General features: G+C 32.1%; 21 protein-coding genes. 13 read left to right on the forward strand and 8 right to left on the reverse strand.

The features are described from left to right. Window positions 1-21: 21 nt before the first annotated feature. Both CLU82_RS09495 and CLU82_RS09500 read right to left on the reverse strand, forming a co-directional pair. A complete protein-coding gene (locus CLU82_RS09495; RefSeq protein ID WP_100842869.1) occupies window positions 22-753 on the reverse strand; it encodes a metallophosphoesterase in 732 nt (243 codons plus the stop codon). Between the two features lie 470 nt (window positions 754-1,223). Beyond that, window positions 1,224-2,363: an ATP-binding protein gene (locus CLU82_RS09500; protein WP_100842870.1), complete on the reverse strand. Its 1,140-nt coding sequence runs from the start codon at window positions 2,361-2,363 to the stop codon at window positions 1,224-1,226. Window positions 2,364-2,476: 113 nt separating this feature from the next. Here CLU82_RS09500 and CLU82_RS09505 point away from each other — a divergent pair, with 113 nt between their 5' ends. Further along, a complete protein-coding gene (locus CLU82_RS09505) occupies window positions 2,477-3,298 on the forward strand; it encodes a DUF4382 domain-containing protein (protein ID WP_100842871.1) in 822 nt (273 codons plus the stop codon). Window positions 3,299-3,364: 66 nt separating this feature from the next. Here the strand turns inward: CLU82_RS09505 and CLU82_RS09510 are convergent, their stop codons facing one another. Beyond that, complete coding sequence (locus CLU82_RS09510) at window positions 3,365-4,237, reverse strand: aldo/keto reductase family oxidoreductase (RefSeq protein WP_100842872.1); 873 nt, start codon at window positions 4,235-4,237, stop codon at window positions 3,365-3,367. A 224-nt stretch (window positions 4,238-4,461) separates the two neighbouring features. Here CLU82_RS09510 and CLU82_RS09515 point away from each other — a divergent pair, with 224 nt between their 5' ends. The 8 genes from CLU82_RS09515 (at window position 4,462) to CLU82_RS09550 (ending at window position 13,600) form a co-directional block, all read left to right on the forward strand. Then, entirely contained in the window at window positions 4,462-5,466 is a 1,005-nt protein-coding gene (locus CLU82_RS09515) for a MoxR family ATPase (protein WP_100842873.1), read from the forward strand. A gap of 78 nt (window positions 5,467-5,544) precedes the next feature. Next, window positions 5,545-6,408: a DUF58 domain-containing protein gene (locus tag CLU82_RS09520; RefSeq protein ID WP_100842874.1), complete on the forward strand. Its 864-nt coding sequence runs from the start codon at window positions 5,545-5,547 to the stop codon at window positions 6,406-6,408. A 32-nt stretch (window positions 6,409-6,440) separates the two neighbouring features. Then, window positions 6,441-8,069 carry a hypothetical protein gene (locus tag CLU82_RS09525; RefSeq protein ID WP_100842875.1) on the forward strand — a complete coding sequence of 543 codons (1,629 nt, stop codon included), beginning with the start codon at window positions 6,441-6,443 and terminating at the stop codon, window positions 8,067-8,069. Next, window positions 8,069-9,070, forward strand: a complete 1,002-nt coding sequence (locus CLU82_RS09530) for a VWA domain-containing protein (RefSeq protein WP_100842876.1) — start codon at window positions 8,069-8,071, stop codon at window positions 9,068-9,070. Before CLU82_RS09525 ends, CLU82_RS09530 begins: the two co-directional genes overlap by 1 nt. A gap of 82 nt (window positions 9,071-9,152) precedes the next feature. Next, complete coding sequence (locus CLU82_RS09535) at window positions 9,153-10,187, forward strand: VWA domain-containing protein (RefSeq protein WP_100842877.1); 1,035 nt, start codon at window positions 9,153-9,155, stop codon at window positions 10,185-10,187. A gap of 70 nt (window positions 10,188-10,257) precedes the next feature. Beyond that, on the forward strand, window positions 10,258-11,004 hold the full coding sequence (locus CLU82_RS09540) for a tetratricopeptide repeat protein (protein WP_100844995.1): 747 nt from the start codon (window positions 10,258-10,260) through the stop codon (window positions 11,002-11,004). Window positions 11,005-11,073: 69 nt separating this feature from the next. Beyond that, window positions 11,074-12,822, forward strand: a complete 1,749-nt coding sequence (locus tag CLU82_RS09545; RefSeq protein WP_100842878.1) for a BatD family protein — start codon at window positions 11,074-11,076, stop codon at window positions 12,820-12,822. 31 nt (window positions 12,823-12,853) lie between these two features. Beyond that, entirely contained in the window at window positions 12,854-13,600 is a 747-nt protein-coding gene (locus CLU82_RS09550; RefSeq protein ID WP_100842879.1) for a tetratricopeptide repeat protein, read from the forward strand. Window positions 13,601-13,725: 125 nt separating this feature from the next. Here the strand turns inward: CLU82_RS09550 and CLU82_RS09555 are convergent, their stop codons facing one another. Continuing rightward, complete coding sequence (locus CLU82_RS09555) at window positions 13,726-14,226, reverse strand: CvpA family protein (RefSeq protein ID WP_100842880.1); 501 nt, start codon at window positions 14,224-14,226, stop codon at window positions 13,726-13,728. Window positions 14,227-14,387: 161 nt separating this feature from the next. On the opposite strand from CLU82_RS09555, the gene CLU82_RS09560 reads away from it, so the two are divergent. The 3 genes from CLU82_RS09560 to CLU82_RS09570 all read left to right on the forward strand — a co-directional run bounded on the left by CLU82_RS09560 (window position 14,388) and on the right by CLU82_RS09570 (window position 16,400). Then, window positions 14,388-14,744 (forward strand): hypothetical protein, encoded by a 357-nt coding sequence (locus CLU82_RS09560; protein ID WP_100842881.1) that lies wholly within the window; start codon window positions 14,388-14,390, stop codon window positions 14,742-14,744. 152 nt (window positions 14,745-14,896) lie between these two features. Then, a complete protein-coding gene (gene pheS / locus CLU82_RS09565) occupies window positions 14,897-15,916 on the forward strand; it encodes a phenylalanine--tRNA ligase subunit alpha (protein ID WP_100842882.1) in 1,020 nt (339 codons plus the stop codon). Between the two features lie 76 nt (window positions 15,917-15,992). Further along, entirely contained in the window at window positions 15,993-16,400 is a 408-nt protein-coding gene (locus CLU82_RS09570; protein WP_100842883.1) for a hypothetical protein, read from the forward strand. Window positions 16,401-16,472: 72 nt separating this feature from the next. Here CLU82_RS09570 and CLU82_RS09575 read toward each other — a convergent pair whose 3' ends face one another. The 3 genes from CLU82_RS09575 to CLU82_RS09585 form a co-directional block, all read right to left on the reverse strand. Then, window positions 16,473-17,468, reverse strand: a complete 996-nt coding sequence (locus tag CLU82_RS09575; RefSeq protein WP_100842884.1) for an NAD(P)H-dependent glycerol-3-phosphate dehydrogenase — start codon at window positions 17,466-17,468, stop codon at window positions 16,473-16,475. A 297-nt stretch (window positions 17,469-17,765) separates the two neighbouring features. Further along, on the reverse strand, window positions 17,766-18,923 hold the full coding sequence (locus CLU82_RS09580; protein WP_100842885.1) for an iron-containing alcohol dehydrogenase: 1,158 nt from the start codon (window positions 18,921-18,923) through the stop codon (window positions 17,766-17,768). A gap of 110 nt (window positions 18,924-19,033) precedes the next feature. Beyond that, window positions 19,034-19,798 carry a type 1 glutamine amidotransferase domain-containing protein gene (locus CLU82_RS09585; protein ID WP_198520212.1) on the reverse strand — a complete coding sequence of 255 codons (765 nt, stop codon included), beginning with the start codon at window positions 19,796-19,798 and terminating at the stop codon, window positions 19,034-19,036. Window positions 19,799-19,887: 89 nt separating this feature from the next. Between CLU82_RS09585 and CLU82_RS09590 the strand changes: the two genes are divergently transcribed. Further along, window positions 19,888-20,784 (forward strand): LysR family transcriptional regulator, encoded by an 897-nt coding sequence (locus tag CLU82_RS09590; RefSeq protein ID WP_100844997.1) that lies wholly within the window; start codon window positions 19,888-19,890, stop codon window positions 20,782-20,784. Here CLU82_RS09590 and nadD read toward each other — a convergent pair whose 3' ends face one another. Next, window positions 20,785-21,366, reverse strand: coding sequence for a nicotinate (nicotinamide) nucleotide adenylyltransferase (nadD, locus tag CLU82_RS09595; protein WP_100842886.1), 582 nt, complete (start codon window positions 21,364-21,366; stop codon window positions 20,785-20,787). It lies immediately after the preceding gene. Window positions 21,367-21,412 lie beyond the last annotated feature (46 nt).

Below are 21,412 nucleotides of genomic sequence, written 5' to 3' on the forward strand. Positions count from 1 at the left end.
AATTTTCGGCAAATATAATATTTAGATTTTATTTCGCCCTTTTTCAGTAGGATATAAACTAGGTAAAGGTTCGCTTTGCCAAAACTGTTTTGTATCCACATCCAGTATTGTTAGAGGTCCTTTAAAAGCTGCACTAGTATCGATATTCCAGATATTGGCTTTTTGCACTGGCGTGGTTTTTCCAATACGAGAAACTGGAGTGTGACCAATGTAGATTTCATTATATAATGTAAATCGTTTAGGATAGAGTAAGTGATCTGGTTTTAATTTTGTGTCTAGTGCTAATGCAGTTTCCCAAAGCGTTCTGTCCCAATAAAACAACTTAGGAAAATATTCATAATTTACTCCATTCATGTTGGTAAAGCCAGCGTGTATGAACATTCTATTTTGTTCATCTAAGTGATAATCTTTTAACGATTCTAAGAATTTCACATGCTTTTTTTTGGTTTCACTATTTACACTTTCATAGGCCAAAACGGTAGCTTCTCCACCATGCTGATACCATTGTTCATTATCCTTATTATCCTCTAGCCATTCTCTTAGTAACTCATCATGATTACCTCTGATACAAACAACATCATGAGTTTTTTGTAATGCAATCAAAAAATCAATTACTTGTGGGGACTGACTCCAGCCATCTACATAATCGCCCAAAAAAATGAGTTTGTCATTTGTGGTTACGCTTGCTCTTTCTAGAATTTGATGTAAGGCCCTCAAACCGCCATGTATGTCTCCTATTACTAATGTTCTCATATTCTCAATTTGTTCTTTTACAAAAATAGCAGAAAAGTAGTGTCGATTGATTTTTTTTTTAAAGAGATGAAGAAGCTTATTAAGGAAAAAGAAAATAGAAGGTAAAAAGTCTGGATTTCAGCTTTAAAGGTTTTAAAAAAACAATATAAGAATTAAACCTAAAGTAAAATTTATGTTTTTATTAAGAGTAAATCGGTTGAAATGCTATTTTTAGTCGTTGAATTTCAGATAGATATTGAGTTTAGTATAGTAATTTTTAGTACTTTTGAGATTCAAAAAATTATTGTTTTTTAGAAATTGTTTTGTATAAAAAATCATTATAATTTTACTTAAATTTTTTTAAAATGAATGCACTTCTTACTTTATTGCTTTTAATGACTAATTTTGTTTGTCAAGTTATTGTTGATTTGGTTACTTGGGTAACAGGATTGTTGAGTTAATTAAAAAAATATTATGATTCGATAATACTCTTATTGAACATCATATTTCATTTTTCTTAAAATGCGTAAAGCTTCTTTAAACGAAAGATACACTTGTGTGTAAGGTTTTAATAACTCTTTCGCATCTATCAGCTTTTGTTTCGCATCTTCAAAACCGTTGAGGTAACAAATCATAAAAGTAGAAGGTAAATGATTTAAATCCTTTTTTTCGCGTTCCGTTAGTCTACTGTTTTTTTGCAGTTTATATAATAAGGCAATGTTTGAGTTGTAAATATGGAATAGCATTTTCTTATTGTATTCCGGAGGCTCAAAAAGTATTTTTCGATCAATTTTATAATATCCATTATCCTGAAAATGGATTGTTTGCTGTTCAAGAGGGTAATAACTGGTTTTATCATTTAAACCTAAAGGTAAATATTCAATAATCGTAAAACTATCCTCATCATAAGTAATTTCAACTACATCTTGAGCTGAATAGAATAATTTAATCTGTTCGTTAATTAATTCTATATCGACTCGAGATAAATAAATTTTGTTTTTAGATTTCTTGACAATTCCTGCCCAACAAATGACAAACAACTCCTTGAAAACTTTGTATTTTGGTCCCATATCTTTATGACGGTTATTCATAAAATCTATCACACCATCAAGAGTATATTCGATACTGTTTCTCGAAACATTCTCGATGCCAATAACGGTTTCAGTATTTTGAAAATTTTTTTCAATTTCTCCCTCAATTGGCATTGTGTTACTTCCCCTTCGAACAAAAATGCTATTGGCAGTAATTGTATGTATTCCTTTTTTAAAGAAAGAAGTTTTACTATTGGGCTTTATAGTAACCAAACCAATGACTTTATCCTTTGGTAAATTTGGAAAAGGAACATTTTCATATTGAATTCTTGGAGGATTCTCAAGAAAGGCATTCACTAAATTTTGAATTCGACTATCATCAAAAAAATCGTCACCAACAATTTCATTGTTTTCATCTTCAACACCTACCACGATATAAGAGTTGTTAGTAGGATTAGAATTGGATAAAGCGCAAATATGTTTTAAAAATTTTGCTTTGCCTTCTCTGGTATGCAAATTTAGTTGTCTTTTTTTATCATAAAAGCTACTCTCATCATTGTGAGCAAGTAGATTTTTGATAAGAAGTCGTTTGTTAATCATTGTTAATCCTGAATAGTTTGAATAAAAAACACACTAAAGCAACAATTTTGTACGTTTTAAATTTAATGATTTTATATGAACTAATTTTATTAAAAATGTAATTATCAAAAATTATGAAGAAGATTAAAACAAGTAGATTAGTTATTTTTACAATGACAATGTTGAGTATCATTTTTATTGGGTGTAATGACAATAATGATTCTTCTAGTATGGATGGCACGTCAAAAGTCATGGTAAGATTGTCCGATGCTCCAGGTGATTATAAGGAAGTAAATCTTGAGGTTAAAGATGTTTTGATAAAAAGCAGCTCAAGTACTGATGATCAAGGCTGGGTAAGTATTGGGAAAAATCCAGGAGTATATAATTTATTGGATTTAACAGGAGGGGTTACTGTTTTAATAGCAGATGATATGGTTGCTTCAGGATATTTGGGGCAAATTAGATTATTGCTTGGTGAGAATAATACCGTGGTGCTTAATGATGGTACTACACATACTTTGAAAACGCCAAGTGCACAGCCAGAGCAATCTGGATTAAAATTACAAGTTAACCAGACGTTACTAGCTGATAAAACATATGAATTTTTATTAGATTTTGATGTAGAACATTCAATTGTTGTTCAGGCAGGAGCTTCTGGTATTTATAATTTACATCCAGTTATCCGAGTTTCAACCAACGAAACTTCGGGAAGTATAAAAGGAACGATCAGTCCGGTATTGGTTGGTTATCAGATTGTCGCGTCTGTTGAAGTTGGAACAACAACAGTATCTGCTTATGCAAATGAGGAAGGAGTATTTCAACTAGACGGATTGCCTGTTGGAATCTATATGGTTACACTGACTCCAGATATCGCTTCAGGTGTTGCGGTAAAAACTATTCCGGGAGTAGTTGTTGTTAATGGAACAGTAACAGATATAGGGAATATAGCATTATAAAATAAGTTTGCATTATTTTAGAAACCCAAAAAACAGTTGAATTTTAGCTGTTTTTTGGGTTTCTAATTAAGGCACATCATTTCCAGTACTTGCTGTCCAAAGAGAAAACCAATCTTCCAATTCAATTTCAATAGTAGTTGCTTGCATTAAATGAGCGAGTCGTTTTTGGTCAGAGGTTCCACAAACGGGTAAAATTCCACTAGGATGTTTCAATATCCAGGCCAATAAAATAATATCATTGGAGACTTCATATTTGGAAGCTAATTCATTTGCAACTTTTTGAATGCGTTGTGATTGCTCGTTGTCTTTTCTAAAAACGGTTCCCAAAGGAGACCAGCACATAGGAGTGATTCTGTTAGTTTGCATGTGATCCAAACTTCCGTCAAGCATTGATTCTAAATGAGTAATCGAAAATTCAATTTGATTATAGTTTATTTTTGTTTTGGTTTCGACCAAATTGCATTGACTAGGCGTAAAATTTGAAACTCCAAAATCCAAAATTTTGCCTGTTGTTGTTAATTTTTCAATAGCTTCGGCAATTTCATCTGCTTGCATTAATGGACTTGGACGATGTAATAATAAGAGATCTAAATAATCTGTTTGCAAATGTTTCAAAGATTGCTCTGCCGAGGCTATAATGTAATCTTTAGAATACTCATAATGCTTGATTGTATTGGTCCTGTTTTCAGACACCATTTGGATGCCACATTTTGAAATTAATTGAATAGCATTGCGATCTATTTTGCTTTCTCCAAAAGCTTTTCCAAAATCCTTTTCTGTTGTATATCCCCCATAAATATCAGCATGATCGAAGCTCGAAATGCCATTTTCAAGACATGAATTCATAAGCTTTATCATTTGTTCGGTGGAGCAGTTTTTGCCCCAGATTCCCCAAGTCATGGTGCCGGCAATAATTTTTGAAAATGGAATTTTACTCATGATTTATTTTTTAGTAACCCCTCATGGTTAAGGGGTTAATTCTATGAATTTGCTGTTTATTTTTTTTAGTTCTTAAAAATAGGTAAATGCAATCATAATTCGTCCTTAAAATTAGGGGTTTCGCAGAAGTTTTAACCATTTTTTAACATCTTACTTCTAAAAAAAAATTCAATTTGCACCATCAAATAAAGGATAGCAAAAACAAGAGGTTTAAATATAACAATATGGAACAAAATACAGCGACTTTAGACATTAGAGCAATCAATGAAAAAATCGAAAGAGAAAGTGCTTTTATAGACCTTCTCACAATGGAAATGAACAAAGTTATTGTGGGGCAAAAACACATGGTAGAGAGATTGTTAATTGGACTTTTAGGACAAGGACACATTCTTTTAGAAGGAGTTCCAGGATTGGCTAAAACATTAGCAATAAATACACTTTCACAAGCTATTCAAGGTTCTTTTAGTAGAATCCAGTTTACGCCAGATTTATTGCCTGCCGATGTTATTGGAACCATGATTTACAATATTAAAGCCAACGAATTCTCTATAAAAAAAGGACCAATTTTTGCTAATTTCGTTCTTGCGGATGAGATTAACCGTGCTCCTGCCAAAGTACAATCGGCTTTGCTAGAGGCGATGCAGGAAAAACAAGTTACTATTGGTGATACTACTTTCAAATTAGACAAGCCATTTTTAGTTTTAGCAACTCAAAACCCTATTGAGCAAGAAGGAACATACCAATTACCTGAAGCTCAGGTTGACCGTTTTATGCTAAAAACAGTTATCGATTATCCAAAGATGGAAGACGAGCGTTTAGTAATTCGTCAAAACCTTAAGGGAAGCTATGAAAAAGTAAATCCTGTAGTTTCGGTTGAACAAATTTTAAGAGCTCAAGAGGCGGTTCGCGAAGTCTATATGGACGAAAAAATTGAAAAATACATTCTGGATATTATTTTTGCTACTCGTTATCCAGAGAAATATAAATTAGCTGATTTGAAACCTTTAATCAGTTTTGGAGCTTCGCCTCGTGGAAGTATCAACCTTGCTACGGCTGCCAAATGTTATGCTTTTATCAAACGTCGTGGGTATGTAATTCCTGAAGATGTCCGCGCAGTAGTACACGATATTTTACGCCATAGAATTGGAGTTACTTATGAAGCCGAAGCTGAAAACGTTACGTCGGTGGATATCATCAATAAAATCATTAACGAAATTGAAGTACCTTAAAAGTTGATAGTTGATAGTTTTTTGTTGATGGTAAATGTGCCAGCAACTAACAACCAACAACTGTAAACCAAACTAAAAATGGATACAAAAGAGCTTTTAAAAAAAGTACGTAAAATAGAAATCAAAACCCGAAGATTGAGTGATCACATCTTTTCGGGCGAATACCATACATCGTTCAAAGGCCGGGGGATGACTTTTAGTGAAGTCCGTCAGTATCAATTTGGGGATGATATTCGTGCCATCGATTGGAATGTAACGGCTCGATACAACGAAGCTCACGTAAAAGTTTTTGAAGAAGAAAGAGAATTGACCATGATGTTAATGGTTGATATTTCGGGTTCAGAAAGTTTTGGTTCTAAAAATCAATTTAAAAAAGAAATTGTTACCGAAATCGCTGCAACAATGGCATTTTCGGCTACTCAAAACAATGATAAAATTGGATTGATTTTGTTTTCTGATCAAATCGAATTGTATATTCCGCCCAAAAAAGGGAGATCTCACGTGTTACGAATCATTCGTGAGTTGATAGAATTTGAACCTAAAAGCTATAAAACGGATATTGCACAAGCCTTGAAATTTTTATCAGGTACTCAAAAAAAGAAAGCCATCGTATTTGTTATTTCTGATTTTATGTCGGCAGAATATGAACATACATTGAAGATTGCTTCCAAGAAACACGATATTACGGGGATTCGAGTGTATGATATTCGTGAAGAGAAAATGCCAAATTTAGGTATGGTTTCTATGATTGATGCTGAGACTGGTGAAACCAGATTGATCAATACAGGATCAAAATCAGTGCGAATGAATTATGAAAAACACTATTACGATAATGTCAATTATTTTAAGGAAACTTTCAGTAAATCGGGTTCAGGAGTTGTAAACACGAGAGTGGACGAAAGTTATGTTACTAAATTATTAGGCTATTTTAAATCACGATAAGACAAACCTGTTAGGTTTAAATTAAGAACTAAATGAAAATTAAACTTTATCTACTATTTATACTAATAACGACTTCTATTTTTGCTCAACAAAAAAAGGTTGAAACCAGTATCGATACCACAAAAATTAAAATTGGAGCAGAGTTTAAATTGACTTTAAAAACATCTGTAGATACATTGTCTAAGGTTGTTTTTCCAAAATTAAAAAACATTGGAGCTCTTGAAGTAATTCAATCCTATCCAATTGACACCGTAAAAAAAGACGACCGTTATGAATTAATTAAAAAGTACGGTTTAACTCAATTTGATTCGGGTAAGTATACAATTCCTAGTATAAAAATTCTCATTAACAATAAAGAATTCTTGACAGACTCAATAAAAGTTGAGGTTGCCAATGTACAAGTTGATACATTAAGACAAAAAATGTATGACATTAAGGAGATTGTAAAAACAGAAGAATCAAGTGACTGGTGGAAATATCTTTTGGGCATTTTATTGCTTTTAGGAATTGGTGCTTTTATTTATTGGTATCTCAAAATTCGTCAAAAGAAAAAAATTGAAGAAGAAGTTTATAAAACGCCAATAGAAAAAGCAACAAGTTTACTAAATACCTTAGAAAAGAAAGAGCTTTGGCAACATGGTGAAGTTAAAGCGTATTATAGCGAATTGACAGACATTACTAGAAATTATATAGAAGAAGCTATAGAGATTCCAGCAATGGAAAGCACCACTTCTGAATTAATTGAAGGCTTAAAAGCTGCTTCTTTAAAAAAGAAAATGAAGCTTTCACAGGAAACAATTGAGAATTTATTTGCTGTTTTGAAACAAGCCGATTTAGTAAAGTTTGCAAAATCGACACCATTAGAATTTGAAATCACTGATGATAGAAATAAAATTCAAAAAGCGATTTTAACACTTGATGAGGCAATTCCAGTTGAAGTTCCAATTGAGGAAGACACAATTTTGAATGAAGCTCAAAAACAAAAGCAAATCCAAATTTTACTTAGAAAAAAGAGAAACCAACGTATTGCTATTTCTATAGGTTCTGTTCTATTTTTACTTTTTGCTACAACTACTTATTTTATAGTAACCAAAGGTTTTGATTATGTAAAAGATAATATTTTGGGACATCCAACCAAAGAATTGCTTGAAGGTGAATGGATTAAAAGTGAATACGGAAATCCTGGAGTGATAGTGGAAACACCGAAAGTTTTGAAACGAATAGATTTGACAAAGTCATTGCCCAAAGAAGGAATGGCACTCATCAAAGAGATGCAGTCTTTTGGATATGGAAGTTTGTTAGACAATTTTTATATAATGGTTTCTACTATAAAATATAAACAACAAGGAACGATAGATTTATCTAAAGGTATCGAAGGATCTTTAAAAGTTTTGGAAACTCAAGGAGCACAAAATATGATTGTTAAAGAAGAAGATTTTCAAACCAATAAAGGTATAACAGGAAAAAAAGGATACGGAACATTTTCTAGAATCGATAGTAATACTCAAACGAGTTCAAAAATATATTATGAAATATTACTTTTCGGACAAGAAGGAGGATTACAGCAAATACTGATTCTTCACGAAGAAGGAGATAAATATGCTACAGAATTATCAGATCGTATTTTGAATTCGGTAGAACTTAAATCAGCAAGTAACTAATGGAAAAAATAACCTTTTTAAATCCAGAATTTTTTTGGTTGTTTCTTCTAATGCCTGTTGCAATTGCTTGCCTATTTTGGAAAAGAAACCAACAAACGGCTACCCTAAAAATGAGTTCACTTCAGGGATTCAAAGGGACAGATTCAACGTTGGCAAAATTTAAACCCGCTTTGGATGTTTTACGTATATTGGCATTATCATTATTAATAATTGCATTGGCAAGACCTAGAACCGTAGATATAAGCAATAAAACTAAAACGACAAAAGGTATTGATATTGTGGTAGCTATCGACGTATCAGGAAGTATGTTGGCTAAGGATTTTAAACCCAACAGAATGGAAGCTATAAAAAGAGTAGCGTCTGAATTTGTAAATGAAAGACCAAATGATAGAATTGGATTGGTAGTGTATGCCTCTGAAGCCTATACCAAATCACCAGTTACAAGTGATAAAGCGGTTATCCTAGATGCTATTAATAGTATAAAATATGATAATGTTTTGCAAGATGGTACTGGAATTGGAATGGGATTGGCAACAGCTGTAAACAGACTTAAAGATAGTAAGGCCAAAAGTAAAGTGGTTATTTTGTTGACAGATGGAGTTAATAATGCGGGTTTTATCGAGCCAGAAACAGCATCGGATATTGCGCAGCAATACGGTATAAAAGTATATACTATTGGTATCGGTACCAATGGAATGGCCGAGTCTCCTTATGCAATTGGTCCAAATGGGCAATTACTTTTTCAAATGATGAAAGTAGAAATTGATGAGCAATTGATGAAGAATATTGCTAAGAAAACGGGTGGTAAATATTTTAGAGCAACCAGCAATGACAAATTAGTAGAAATCTATAACGAAATTAATAAGCTCGAAACTACCGAAATCGAAGAATTAAAATTCTATGATTATGATGAAAAATTCAGAGGTTTTGCTTTACTGGCGGGGCTTTTATTATTGATTGAAATAGGTTTACGAAATACAGTTTATAAAAGTTTTATATAATAATGCGATTTTGTCGCAATCACAGTTTATAATCAGATATAAAATACTGAAAACGTCAAACTGAAAACGGAATGTTAAAAAAATGGAATTAGACGAACAAAAATATTTATACTTACTTTTTATACTGCCTGTTGTGGCGGTACTTTTCCTAATTAATTTATATTGGAAAAGAAAAAAACAACGTGAGTTTGGTGATTTAGAAGTAATCAAAAGACTAAGTCCAGAGCGTTCTGTTTTTAAACCATTTTTGAAACTAGGAGTAATGCTTTTAGGATTAGCTTCTTTAATTATTGGTTTGGTTAATCCAAAAATCGGAACCAAAGTAGAAACCGTAAAAAGAGAAGGAATAGACATTGTTTTTGCAATGGACGTTTCTAAAAGTATGCTTGCCGAAGATGTTGCACCAAGCCGTTTAGAAAAAAGCAAGCAAATTGTGTCACAAATTATTAACCAGTTAGGAAGTGACAGGATTGGAATCGTTGCCTATGCAGGAAGCGCTTTCCCAGTATTACCTATCACTACTGATTACAGTGTAGCTAAAATGTTTTTGCAAAGCATGGGACCAGGTATGGTTTCATCACAAGGAACATCTCTTGATGATGCTATTAAATTATCAGGTACTTATTTTGATGACAAAAGCAAAACCAGCAAATTGCTGATCATGATTTCCGATGGAGAAGATCATTCTGAAGGAGCTGAAACCGCTGCTGAAGAAGCGAAAAAATTAGGAATGAAAATTGTTACTATTGGTGTTGGTACTGAAAAAGGAGGAACCATTCCATTAAAGAAAAATGGAAGAGTAGAAAGCTATCAAAGAGATAATAATGGAGAAATAGTCATTACCAAATTAAATCCAAACAGTTTAGCTACCATTGCTAAAATTACCGGAGGCGGATATGTTAATGGAAATAATACACATGAGGTGTTGGATTATATAAAAGCTACATTGGATAAAATTCAAAAAACCGAATTTGAAGCCACTCAAATGGCCGACTTTCAGTCACAATTTCAATGGTTTTTAGGTTTTGGATTTGTATTATTATTCATTGATATTTTCCTTTTAGAAAGAAAAACGAACTGGGTAAACAAATTGAATTTATTTAACGAGAATAAATAAAGTATTAAAATCAAAGTAAATGAATGAGTTAATTATTATTCAATACTTTGAAAGGAACATTTAGATGAAAATGAAAAATAAAATTATATACTTACTACTACTGCTTTTAACTTTTGTGGCTAATGCCCAAGAGAAAGACAAAGTTTTGCCTGAAGCAAATGAGGAATATGTAGCCAAGAATTTTGTAGATGCGGAAGCTAATTACAGAATTTCGCACTCTAAATTTCCAAATAGAACAGTAGCTTCATATAATTTAGGAAACGCTATTTATAAACAAAATCAATTTTCAGAATCTAAATACGCATATGCTAATGCGTTAAAAAATTTGAAATCAAGACCACAAAAGCATAAGGCTTTTCATAATCTTGGAAATGTTTTCATGAAAGAGAAAGATTATACACAAGCAGTTGACGCCTATAAAAATGCTTTACGAAATGATCCTACTGATGAAGAGTCGCGTTATAATTATGCTTTGGCTAAAAAAATGCTAAAAGATAATCCACCTCCAAAAGACGATAAAAAGAAGGACAAGGATAAAGACAAGGACAAGAATAAAGATAAAAAGGACGACAAGAAAGATCAGGACAAGAAAGACGGAGACAAAGACAAAAAAGACGACAAAAAAGACGGTGACAAAAATAAAAAGGATGATAAACCTAAAGATGATGGGCAGCCAAAGCCAAAACCAGGAGGTATTCCAAAACAACGAATGCAAAATCTTTTAGACGCCGTAAACAACGAAGAAAAGAAAATTCAGGATAAAGTAAATGCCAATAAAGTAAAAGGAGCTCCTGTCAAAACAGAGAAAGACTGGTAACCTTTAGAAGAAATTCAAAAAAATAAGTTTTTTGATTAAAACATTAAATACAAAAAGATTAAATAAGTAATGAAAAGATATTTAATTCTATTCTTATTCTGTTTTCAAGGACTTTTGGCTCAAGTACAGTTTGAGGCAAGAGTTAGTAAAACGACGCTTGGACTCAACGAGAGACTTCGTATCGATTTTGTGATGAATGTTGATGGAGATAATTTTATTCAACCTTCTTTTGAAGGCTTCAGAATTATTGCTGGACCAAGTCAACAAGTGAGTCAATCTTGGATAAATGGAAGAACATCTTTTGAGAAAAGTTATTCGTATTATTTATTGCCTACACAAAAAGGTGTTTTGACAATCAGACAAGCTGTTATCGAATTTAATGGACAGATTTATAAAACGCAACCTATAAAAATAAATGTAACTGCAGCGACACAACAACCAACAGATCCGAATGATTCTCAAATTTCGGCAGATGATAATCTTTATTTGGTAGCTGATATTACGAATACAAATCCGTATATCAATCAGCCGATTACAGTAGTTTACAAATTGTATTTCAGTTATAACATTGGAATTAATGGTTTGAATGAAGAAAGCAAACCGAAGTACAATGATTTTTGGAGTCAAAACATTGAAGTCAAAAATTTGGTTCCTGAAGAAGGAATGTTTAAAGGTGAGAAATACCGTTATGCTGTATTAAAGAAAGTTATTCTATATCCTCAAAAATCTGGAAAATTGGTAATCGAGCCTTTGTCATTGGATATTAATGTTAGATTGCCTACTAATCGCAGAGATATGTATGGCCGCGTGGAAAGCATTGATGTAAATAAACGCGTATCCGCAGGAGCAAAAACCATCAATGTAAAAGCATTACCAGAAGTAGGAAAACCAGCAGATTTTACTGGAGCTGTGGGTAAATTTGATTTCAAAGCTATTCCTTCTAAAACCACTTTAAAAAATGGTGAAAGTTTAGACCTTGTTTTGAGTGTTACAGGAACAGGAAATCTAAAATTATTTACGTTACCAAAACCAGAAGTGCCAAATGCATTAGAAATGTATGATGCGGTACACGACGAAAAAGTAAATACACCATTATCTGGAATGAATGGTAAAATATCCGATTCATATACTATTGTACCACAGTACAAAGGTGATTATGTTATTAAACCAATGCATTTTTCTTATTTTGATTTAGGAACGGGTACTTACAAAACAATAAGTTCTTCAGAGATAAAAATTAATGTGTTGGATGGACCTTCACAAACGGCAGAAACACAAGCTACAGCTAGTACTGGAAAAAATAAAATTGAACCTACTGAACAATTCAGATATATTGATTTAAGAACCAAACTTGTATCAAGTAAAGAACCTGCTTTTTTTGGTTCAAATAAATTCTATGCTTTGTTGCTTTTGCCATTTTTAATGCTTCCAATAATTGTATTATTCAAAAAGAAAAAAGAAGCAATCGATAGTGATGTTTTTGGTAACCGAATCAAAATGAATAATAAATTGGCTAAGAAATATTTATCTGAAGCCAAAAAACAAATCAATAATAAAGAGCCATTCTATGTCGCTTTAGAAAAAGCAATGCATAATTTCCTGAAAGCGAAATTGCATATTGAAACCTCTGAAATGAGTAAAGACAATATTCAGGAATTATTATTGTCTAGAAAAGCCAATCCTCAAGCCGTAAATGATTTTATTGCGCTTACCGAGAATTGTGAGATTGCGAGATATGCACCATCATCTAGTGCGACAATACAACATGATTTTGATAAAGCAGTAGCTATCATTTCTGAATTAGAAAAACAGATTTAATTTTGAAATTGAAATTTGATATTTATTAAAAATGAAAAATATTTTTTACTTATTATTATTTGTTTCACAAATTTTCTTTGCCCAAACAGGCTTTGAAAAAGGGAATGATTTATACAATGAAGGCAAATACGATCTTGCTGCCAAAGAATATGAATCAGTTTTGGCAACAAACAAAGAGTCTGCTCAATTGTATTTTAATTTAGGGAATTGTTATTATAAACTTCAAAAAACAGCTCCTTCGATTTATAATTATGAAAAAGCTCTAGTTTTAGATCCAAACAACCAAGAGGCATTAAACAATGTAAAATTTGCCCAAAAGAGAACTATTGACGAAATAAAAGTAATTCCTAAAGTAGGTTTTGGAAAGCTCCTTCGAGATTTTACTGGAATTTATCCATTTGATACATGGGCTTGCATTGCCATTGTTTTTGCAGTTTTATTTTTGTCCTTTTTTATAGGTTATTATTTTTCTCAAACAGGGATTATTAAAAGAATTTTCTTTGTGGGAATGTTTATCGTTTTACTATTTGTGCTAATGAGTGTTGCAGCAGCTTTTTTCGAAAAAAGTCATTTTGACAACGAAAGGCCAGCTATCGTTTTTGCCGAATCTGCCGATGTAAGAAGCGAACCTCAAAGCGCAAGCAGTTCTGTTTTTATTTTACATGAAGGTACAAAAGTGTACGTGGAAGAAACATTAAACAATTGGAAAAAAATTCAATTGACAGACGGAACCGAAGGTTGGATTGATAGCAAAGCAATAAAAGAAATAAAAGATTAAGTAAAGATGTATTCCTTTTTAGGAACAAAAACAAAGAGCCTGTAGTTTTTAACTATGGGCTCTTCTTTTAAGATTTAAATGAAAAATTGTTGATTCAACTGAAATCTATTAAATGTAACGGAAAACTACTTCCTAGCCTTATCATACCACTTCTCAATAGACGGAAATATAAATCCTGATATTTTTTGAATTGGATTAAAGAAAATAGATTTATCAAGAGTTTCTTTCTGGGCTAAATAATTATGATAATTTATTTTTTGAAAAACAGTTAAAAATATACTGATGATTAAAATGGTTTTTAATATTCTAAAAAAACCACCACCAAGGCTGTTAATCCAGCCCAAAAAAGCAAAATCGGCTATATTAGTCAACAGTTTTCCAAGCATATAAATTCCAATAACTACGACAATAAATGTTAAGATAAACGCAAAAATCTGAATGGTATATGGATTCCAATGCAGCCAACCTGACAGAATGTTTTTTAAAATATCTGAAAATTTTATAGCGATATAAATACCCAGAATAAGAGAAAGAAATGAAGCTAATTCAACAAAAAGACCATTTCTGATTCCTTTGTACAATGAAAAACACAATAGCCCACCAACAACAATATCAAAAAAGCTCATTTTTTTATTTTAAAATTTAGAGTTGCAAATATAAAAGAAATGTTTCTTACGCTTGCCAATTTTCAAGTTCTTATCTTTGTCAAAATAATTTTAGATTGTAGGTTGATACAATCATCATAACTGTATTTTAATAATTTAAAATTTAAAATTTAAAATCAAAAATGTCTAGAGACACACAACTAAAAGAACGCTGGGAAAAGCTTGTCAATATACTTTCTAATCAATTTTCGCAAGGAGAAGATTTAGATTTGGATGCTATTATTTATTTAATTGGAGTACAGGAACTTGGGAAAGTTCATCGTGAATTCAAAAAAGACGAAAAACTTAATTTGATGCACATTGCAATTTGCAGATTATTGGAGCCTTATGGATTTTATGAATTCGAATTTTTTGATGAGGAAGGCTGGCCACATTACAAAGTAAAAGAACAGTTGCCTCCTTTAAAAGCTGGAGAACAATCTGTTTTGATGAAAGAAGCTATTGTGAATTATTTTATTGAAAGAGAAGTGATAGAATAGTAGTCAGTTCATTAAAACAACTACAATTTTTTAGTTTTTAAAATAAAGAAAAAATTTTCTATATAAAACTAAAATTTAGAAGGTAAACTTTAAACTTTTAAACGGTAAACTTTAAACAAATTTCTTAAATTTGCACCCTTAGTAAAAGACAGATGATAGATAAGATAAAAGAATATATTGGAGAAGCACAAGCTTTCTCTACACAAAATCCAGCAGAATTAGAAACGTTTAGAATAAAATTCTTGGGTAGCAAAGGTTTATTGAAAGACTTATTTGCTGAATTCAAGAATGTACCCAACGATCAAAAAAAAGAATTTGGACAGGTAATAAATTTGCTTAAAACTTCAGCCGAAGAAAAAGTAAAAACTATTCAAGAAGCCTTAGCAAGTAAAGAAGAAGTAAAAGGTTTTTATGGAGACTTAACTCGTACAGCAGAACCGTCAATTATTGGTTCACGCCATCCTATTTCATTGGTAAAAAATCAAATTATTGATGTTTTTTCAAACATAGGATTCAATGTTTCAGAAGGGCCAGAAATTGAAGACGATTGGCATAATTTCACCGCATTGAACTTGCCAGAATACCATCCAGCGCGTGATATGCAAGATACTTTTTTCATACAAACCAATCCAGATATTTTGTTGCGTACGCACACTTCATCTGTACAAGTGCGTTATATGGAAAACAATAAACCGCCAATTAGAACCATTTCTCCAGGAAGAGTTTTCCGTAATGAAGCTGTTTCTTCACGTTCACACTGTATATTCCACCAAGTGGAAGGATTGTACATTGACAAAGATGTTTCTTTTGCAGATTTGAAACAAACCCTTTTGTATTTTACTAAAGAGATGTTCGGGAAATCAAAAATTCGTTTGCGTCCTTCGTATTTTCCATTTACTGAGCCTAGTGCCGAAGTAGATATTTATTGGGGACTAAAAACAGAAACCGATTATCGAATCACAAAAGGAACTGGCTGGTTAGAAATTATGGGTTGCGGAATGGTAGATCCTAATGTTCTTACGAACTGTGGAATCAATCCTGCCGAATACAACGGTTTTGCATTTGGAATGGGAATTGAGCGTATTGCAATGTTATTGTACCAAATTGGAGATATTCGTATGTTTTATGAAAATGATGTACGTTTCTTAGAGCAATTTAAATCAAGTATATAATTTAAGTCGAAAGTCAAAAGTCGAAAATTTCAGTGTTTGAGATTTTCGACTTTTGACTTTATAATTTTTGACTACCATGAAAAAAGATATTTCCATTCCCGAAGTTGAAAACGTATTCCTTGCCGCCGTTCAAGAATGGAGCGATGATTTTATGGAAAAAGTTTGGTATGCCTATTTAGTGAATGATAGCGATTTTCAATTAGATAGTGTTATGGTGGTTTCCAAAGCTTTTGGAACCATTGACGGCGAAATGAAAAAAACATCTCTTTTACGTCACGCTTTTGTAGAAATCCCAGCTGTTTCGGTTGTCAAAATAGAAATGATTGAAAAAAGTGTCTTGGCACTCAATAATGAATTCATGTTAACCTATTTTATTGGTAACACATTATACGATAAGAAATTTATTTTCAAGGCAAATTCAGTCACCGAAGAAACCACAGAAGAAGTGCCTATTTTATTTGTTGAAGGTGTGATGGTAAAGTAAAAAAATAGTATATATAAAAAAGGCATTTTCATATTTTTGAAAATGCCTTTTTTATTTTATTTTGAAAAAATATTAATCCAATTCCTCAGTTAATTTTTTGAACACAGCCTTAGCTTCTTTTCCTTCATATAAAATGCTATAAACTGCATCGATAATAGGAGTACTTGCGCCATATCCTTGGTTCAATTTGTAGGCACTTTTTACGGCATAATATCCTTCGGCTACCATACTCATCTCCATTTGTGCGGATTTTACCGTATACCCTTTCCCAATCATATTACCGAACATTCTGTTTCTTGAAAACACAGAATAACCAGTTACCAATAAATCTCCCAAATATGCAGAGTCATTAATGTTACGTTTCATTTTATGCACTTTCTTGATGAATTTTTTCATCTCACGAATGGCATTACTCATAATAACCGATTGGAAGTTATCACCATAACCCAATCCATGTGCAATACCTGCAGCTACAGCATAGATGTTTTTTAACATTGCTGCATATTCAGTTCCTATAATATCATCAGAAATTTTTGCTTTGATATAATTACCAGATAAATTTTTGGCTACCATAGAAGCTTTATCAGGATCTCCACAAGCGATAGTTAAATATGAAAGTCTTTCTAAGGCAACCTCTTCAGCATGGCAAGGACCAGTAATTACCCCAATATTATAGTATGGAATGTCGTATTTGAAGTGAAAATGTTCACCTACAATTAAACTGGTTTCAGGAACAATTCCTTTTATAGCAGAAAAAATTATTTTGTCTTTTAGTGAAACGGTTAATTTTTCTAATTCACTGTTCAAAAAAGCAGAAGGTATTGCAAATATGATGTAGTCAGCATAAGCAACAGCTTCATTAATATCGTTGGTAAGTTTGAGTTTTTTGTTATCAAACTCTACCGAACTCAAATAATTTGGATTGTGTTTGTAAGTTTTAATGTGTTCAATAGCAGCGTCATTTCGCATGTACCATGAAATCTCTGAAAGATTTACACACAACATTTTAGCTATAGCAGTAGCCCAGCTTCCGCCACCAATTACTGCAAATTTTAAATTATCGGCCATTTTTTATTAAATTTAATCAAAAGTACTTAAAAATTGACCAATAATGCAAATTAATTTTTTCTGAGAAACCTTGAATTCATAAGGCTTTATCTAGATTTTGCGAAAAAAAATAAAGATTTCATAATTTTTTTTAGATTTCATACAATATTTAGACAATACTTGCGTTGTAAGTGATTATCAATAAATAGTTTAGAATTTAAATATGAAGATTGAGTTAGTTAGTTTTGTTTTAGTATTTTAAAAGGCGTTCTTAATGGTTAAGGGAACGCCTTTTTTTATAACTTTTTTTGACTAAAATTAGTAACTCATTATTACAATTTCTTTCACTCTTTCTAAAGTGATATTTTGTTTTTCTCCCAAAGCTTTCCAGCCTCTTTTTTCGAAACGGTCAACTATAAAATCAGCTGTTTTTTCAAAATTTTCTGCATTTTCAGAGAGTAGAGTTTTCATTCCCATAGTATGAAAGAAAGCTACCGTTTTTTCAATGGCTTCAGCAGCAACTTCGTTTTCAGTTCCTGATAAATTAAAAACACGTTTTCCGTATTGTGCTAATTTTTCTTTTTTGGTTTCAAACATTACTTTGTATAAGTTTGGTCCAATGATGGCAAGTGTTCTGGCATGATCAATTCCATAAAGAGCAGTTAATTCATGACCAATCATATGTGTAGCCCAATCACTTGGAACGCCTTTTTGGATTAATCCGTTCAAAGCCATAGTACAACTCCACATAAAATTGGATGCCAGAGCATAATCTGCTGGATTTTCTACAACACCAGGGCCAACTTCAATTAATGTTTGCAAAATTCCTTCTGCAATTCGGTCTTGTAGCATTCCTTCATGAGGATAGGTTAAATATTGTTCTAAAACGTGTGTATAGGCATCGACAACACCATTTTGTATTTGTCTTTTTGGTAAAGAAGTAATTACCGTTGGATCACAAATAGAAAATTTTGGAAACAGAGCTGAACCTCCAAAAGCTAATTTTTCTTGTGTAGCTTTAATAGTAACAACGGAACCAGAATTCATTTCACTTCCAGTTGCAGGCAAAGTTAAGACAGTACCAAATGGAACAGTATTTTCTTTGATTAGTAAACGTTTTTGTAAAATATCTATAGGATTGCCTTGAAAATGAACGGCTGCCGACATAAATTTAACTCCGTCAATAACCGATCCTCCACCTACAGCTAAAATAAAATCGATTTTTTCAGCTTTAATAACGTCAACCGCTTTCATTAAGGTCTCGTAATGTGGATTGGGTTCAATTCCACCGAATTCTACAATTTCAAACCCTTTTAAGTTTTTAATTACTTGTTCGTGAATACCATTTTTAAAAATGCTTCCGCCACCATAAGCCAATAATATTTTAGAATTTTGAGGTACTAAAGAGGTTAATTTTTCTATTTGTCCTTTTCCAAAAACTAGGTTTGTCGGATTGTATAATTCAAAGTTTAACATAGTGTTTTTTTTAAAAGTTGGTAAGTGACTAAGTTGCTGAGATTCTAAGTTTTTTAAGTTGGAACTAAAATCTTTGCAACTTAGCTTCTCAGAATCCCAGAGACTTTATTTTATTTTTTTGAGTTCAACTGAGTTAATAATTTGGCAGCTACCAATTTGGATGAAGCTGGATTTTGACCTGTAATTAATAAACCATCTTCGACAGCATAAGCTCCCCAATCAGCGCCTTTACTATAAGATGCACCATTTTTTTGTAATTCATCTTCTAATAAGAAAGGAACAATTTTTGTTAAGCCAACAGCTTCTTCTTCGGTATTTGCAAATCCAGTTACTTTTTTACCTTTCACTAAAAACTCTCCATTTACTTTTACATTTTTCAAAACGGCAGGTGCGTGACATACAAAGGCTACTGGTTTTTTATGTGTATAAAAGGATTCAATTAAAGCGATTGAATTTTTATCTTCAACTAGATCCCAAAGCGGTCCATGACCTCCAGGGTAAAAAACGGCATCATAATCTGCTTGATTGATGGTTGAAAGTTTATGGGTGTTTTTTAATTTTTCCTGTAAAATTTTATCCGAATCAAATCTCTTAGTATCTTCTGTTGCCGATGCAGGATCAGCACTTTTTGGATCAATTGGTGGTTGCCCACCAAGAGGAGATGCTATTGTAATTTCGATACCTTGGTCTAATAATTCATAATATGGTGCAGCAAATTCTTCTGACCAGAATCCTGTTTTTTCTCCTGTATTACCCAGTTTATCGTTACTGGTAACAACAAATAATACTTTTTTCATCTTTTTACTTTTTTGCGCGGTTGCTATAAATGAACTCACGGTTAATGCTAGAATAGCTAAAATTGTTATTTTTTTCATGTTTTCGTTTGTTTATAGTACAAATGTATAGCGAATATGATATCAGTAAAAATAATTTAAATTATGTTTGTGATAAATATATTTATATCATGGTTAATTTAGAGTGGTACAGAACATTTAAATCGGTTTATAAAAACGGAAATTTTTCTTTGGCTGCCAAAGAATTGTTTATAAGTCAACCCGCTGTAAGTCAGCAAATAGTGATGTTGGAGGCACATGTAGGCTATAAACTCTTTAATCGAAAATCCAAAGGAGTAGAGCCAACAGAGTATGCTAAGTTACTTAATAATCTAATCATCGATGCTTTAGACCGATTGGAAAATGTGGAGAATGGTTTTCGTGCCAAAGCGTTTAATGCTAATAGGTTACTTTCTATTGGCGTTTCTAGGCATTTGATGAGTAGTATCGGTAGTGCGTTACTTTCTAAATTTGATTTTATCGATTTTACTTTTCATAATAATGACGCTTTGTTTGATTTGGTGAATTCTAAAAAATTAGATTTTGCTATAGTAACCAAACAGTTTGATACTTTTGATACGATTCAGAAAAAGGTGGGGGATATTAAGCAAGTTATTGTAGGATCTACCAATCTTGATCTTTCAGCATTAAAACCAAAAATGGAAGCTAAAGATTATGTTGCGATTGAAAACTGGCTGAACGAACAAAAATGGTATAGTCATGATGCGGGAATTCCACATATTAAACTATTTTGGCTACATGTTTTTGTTAAAAAAAGACCAGCAATGGTAGCTAATTATATCATTCCATCCGAATATGAAATGCTTGAAATTCTTAGTAAAAATAGTGGAGTCGCAGTGACTTGGGATATTAATGCTAAAAATTTAATTGAAGAAAAAAAATTGCAGTTGATATGGAATAGCAATGAAATGCCAAGTACAGATGTATTCTTGTTATCGAGTAAAAACAGTAATTTGAATTCTGTTTTTCAGGATATAGAAAATGAACTAAACATTGTTTTAAGTTAACTATTTTCTATAAAAATTATTATGATCAATATAGTCCCAAACTTTATGAGGCAATAAAGGCTGAACATTCTTTCCTTTTTTGATATTGTGACGAATATCAGTCGAAGATATTTCTACAATTGGAGCATCAATAATATGAACTTTTGGATGTGATTTCAATTCGATATTTTCTTGTTCAGATGAAATCCTTGGATAAACATAAATAGCATGGTTTTCTAAAATAACTTGATAGTTTTTCCATTTATGTAGGGTTTTCAAATTGTCTTCGCCCATAATCAGTGAAAATTCATAATCAGGATATTTTTCATGTAAATGAATTAAAGTATTCACCGTGTAATTGGGCTGAGGGAGTTTAAATTCAATATCAGATGGTTTTATTTTTGGGAAATCCTCAGTTGCCAGATACACCATTTGTAAGCGCTGATGATCGTCTAGTAAAGTGGCTTTCTTTTTTAAAGGATTGTGTGGTGTTACAACCATCCAAACCTGATCTAAATCGGCATGTTCTGCCATATGATTGGCAATAATCAAATGTCCTACATGAATAGGATTATAAGTTCCGAAATAGAGTCCGATTTTCATTTTTTTAAGGCAATAGGCAGTAGGCAACAGGCAAAAGAAATTATAA

This window comes from Flavobacterium sp. 5 (assembly GCF_002813295.1).
Lineage (GTDB): Bacteria > Bacteroidota > Bacteroidia > Flavobacteriales > Flavobacteriaceae > Flavobacterium.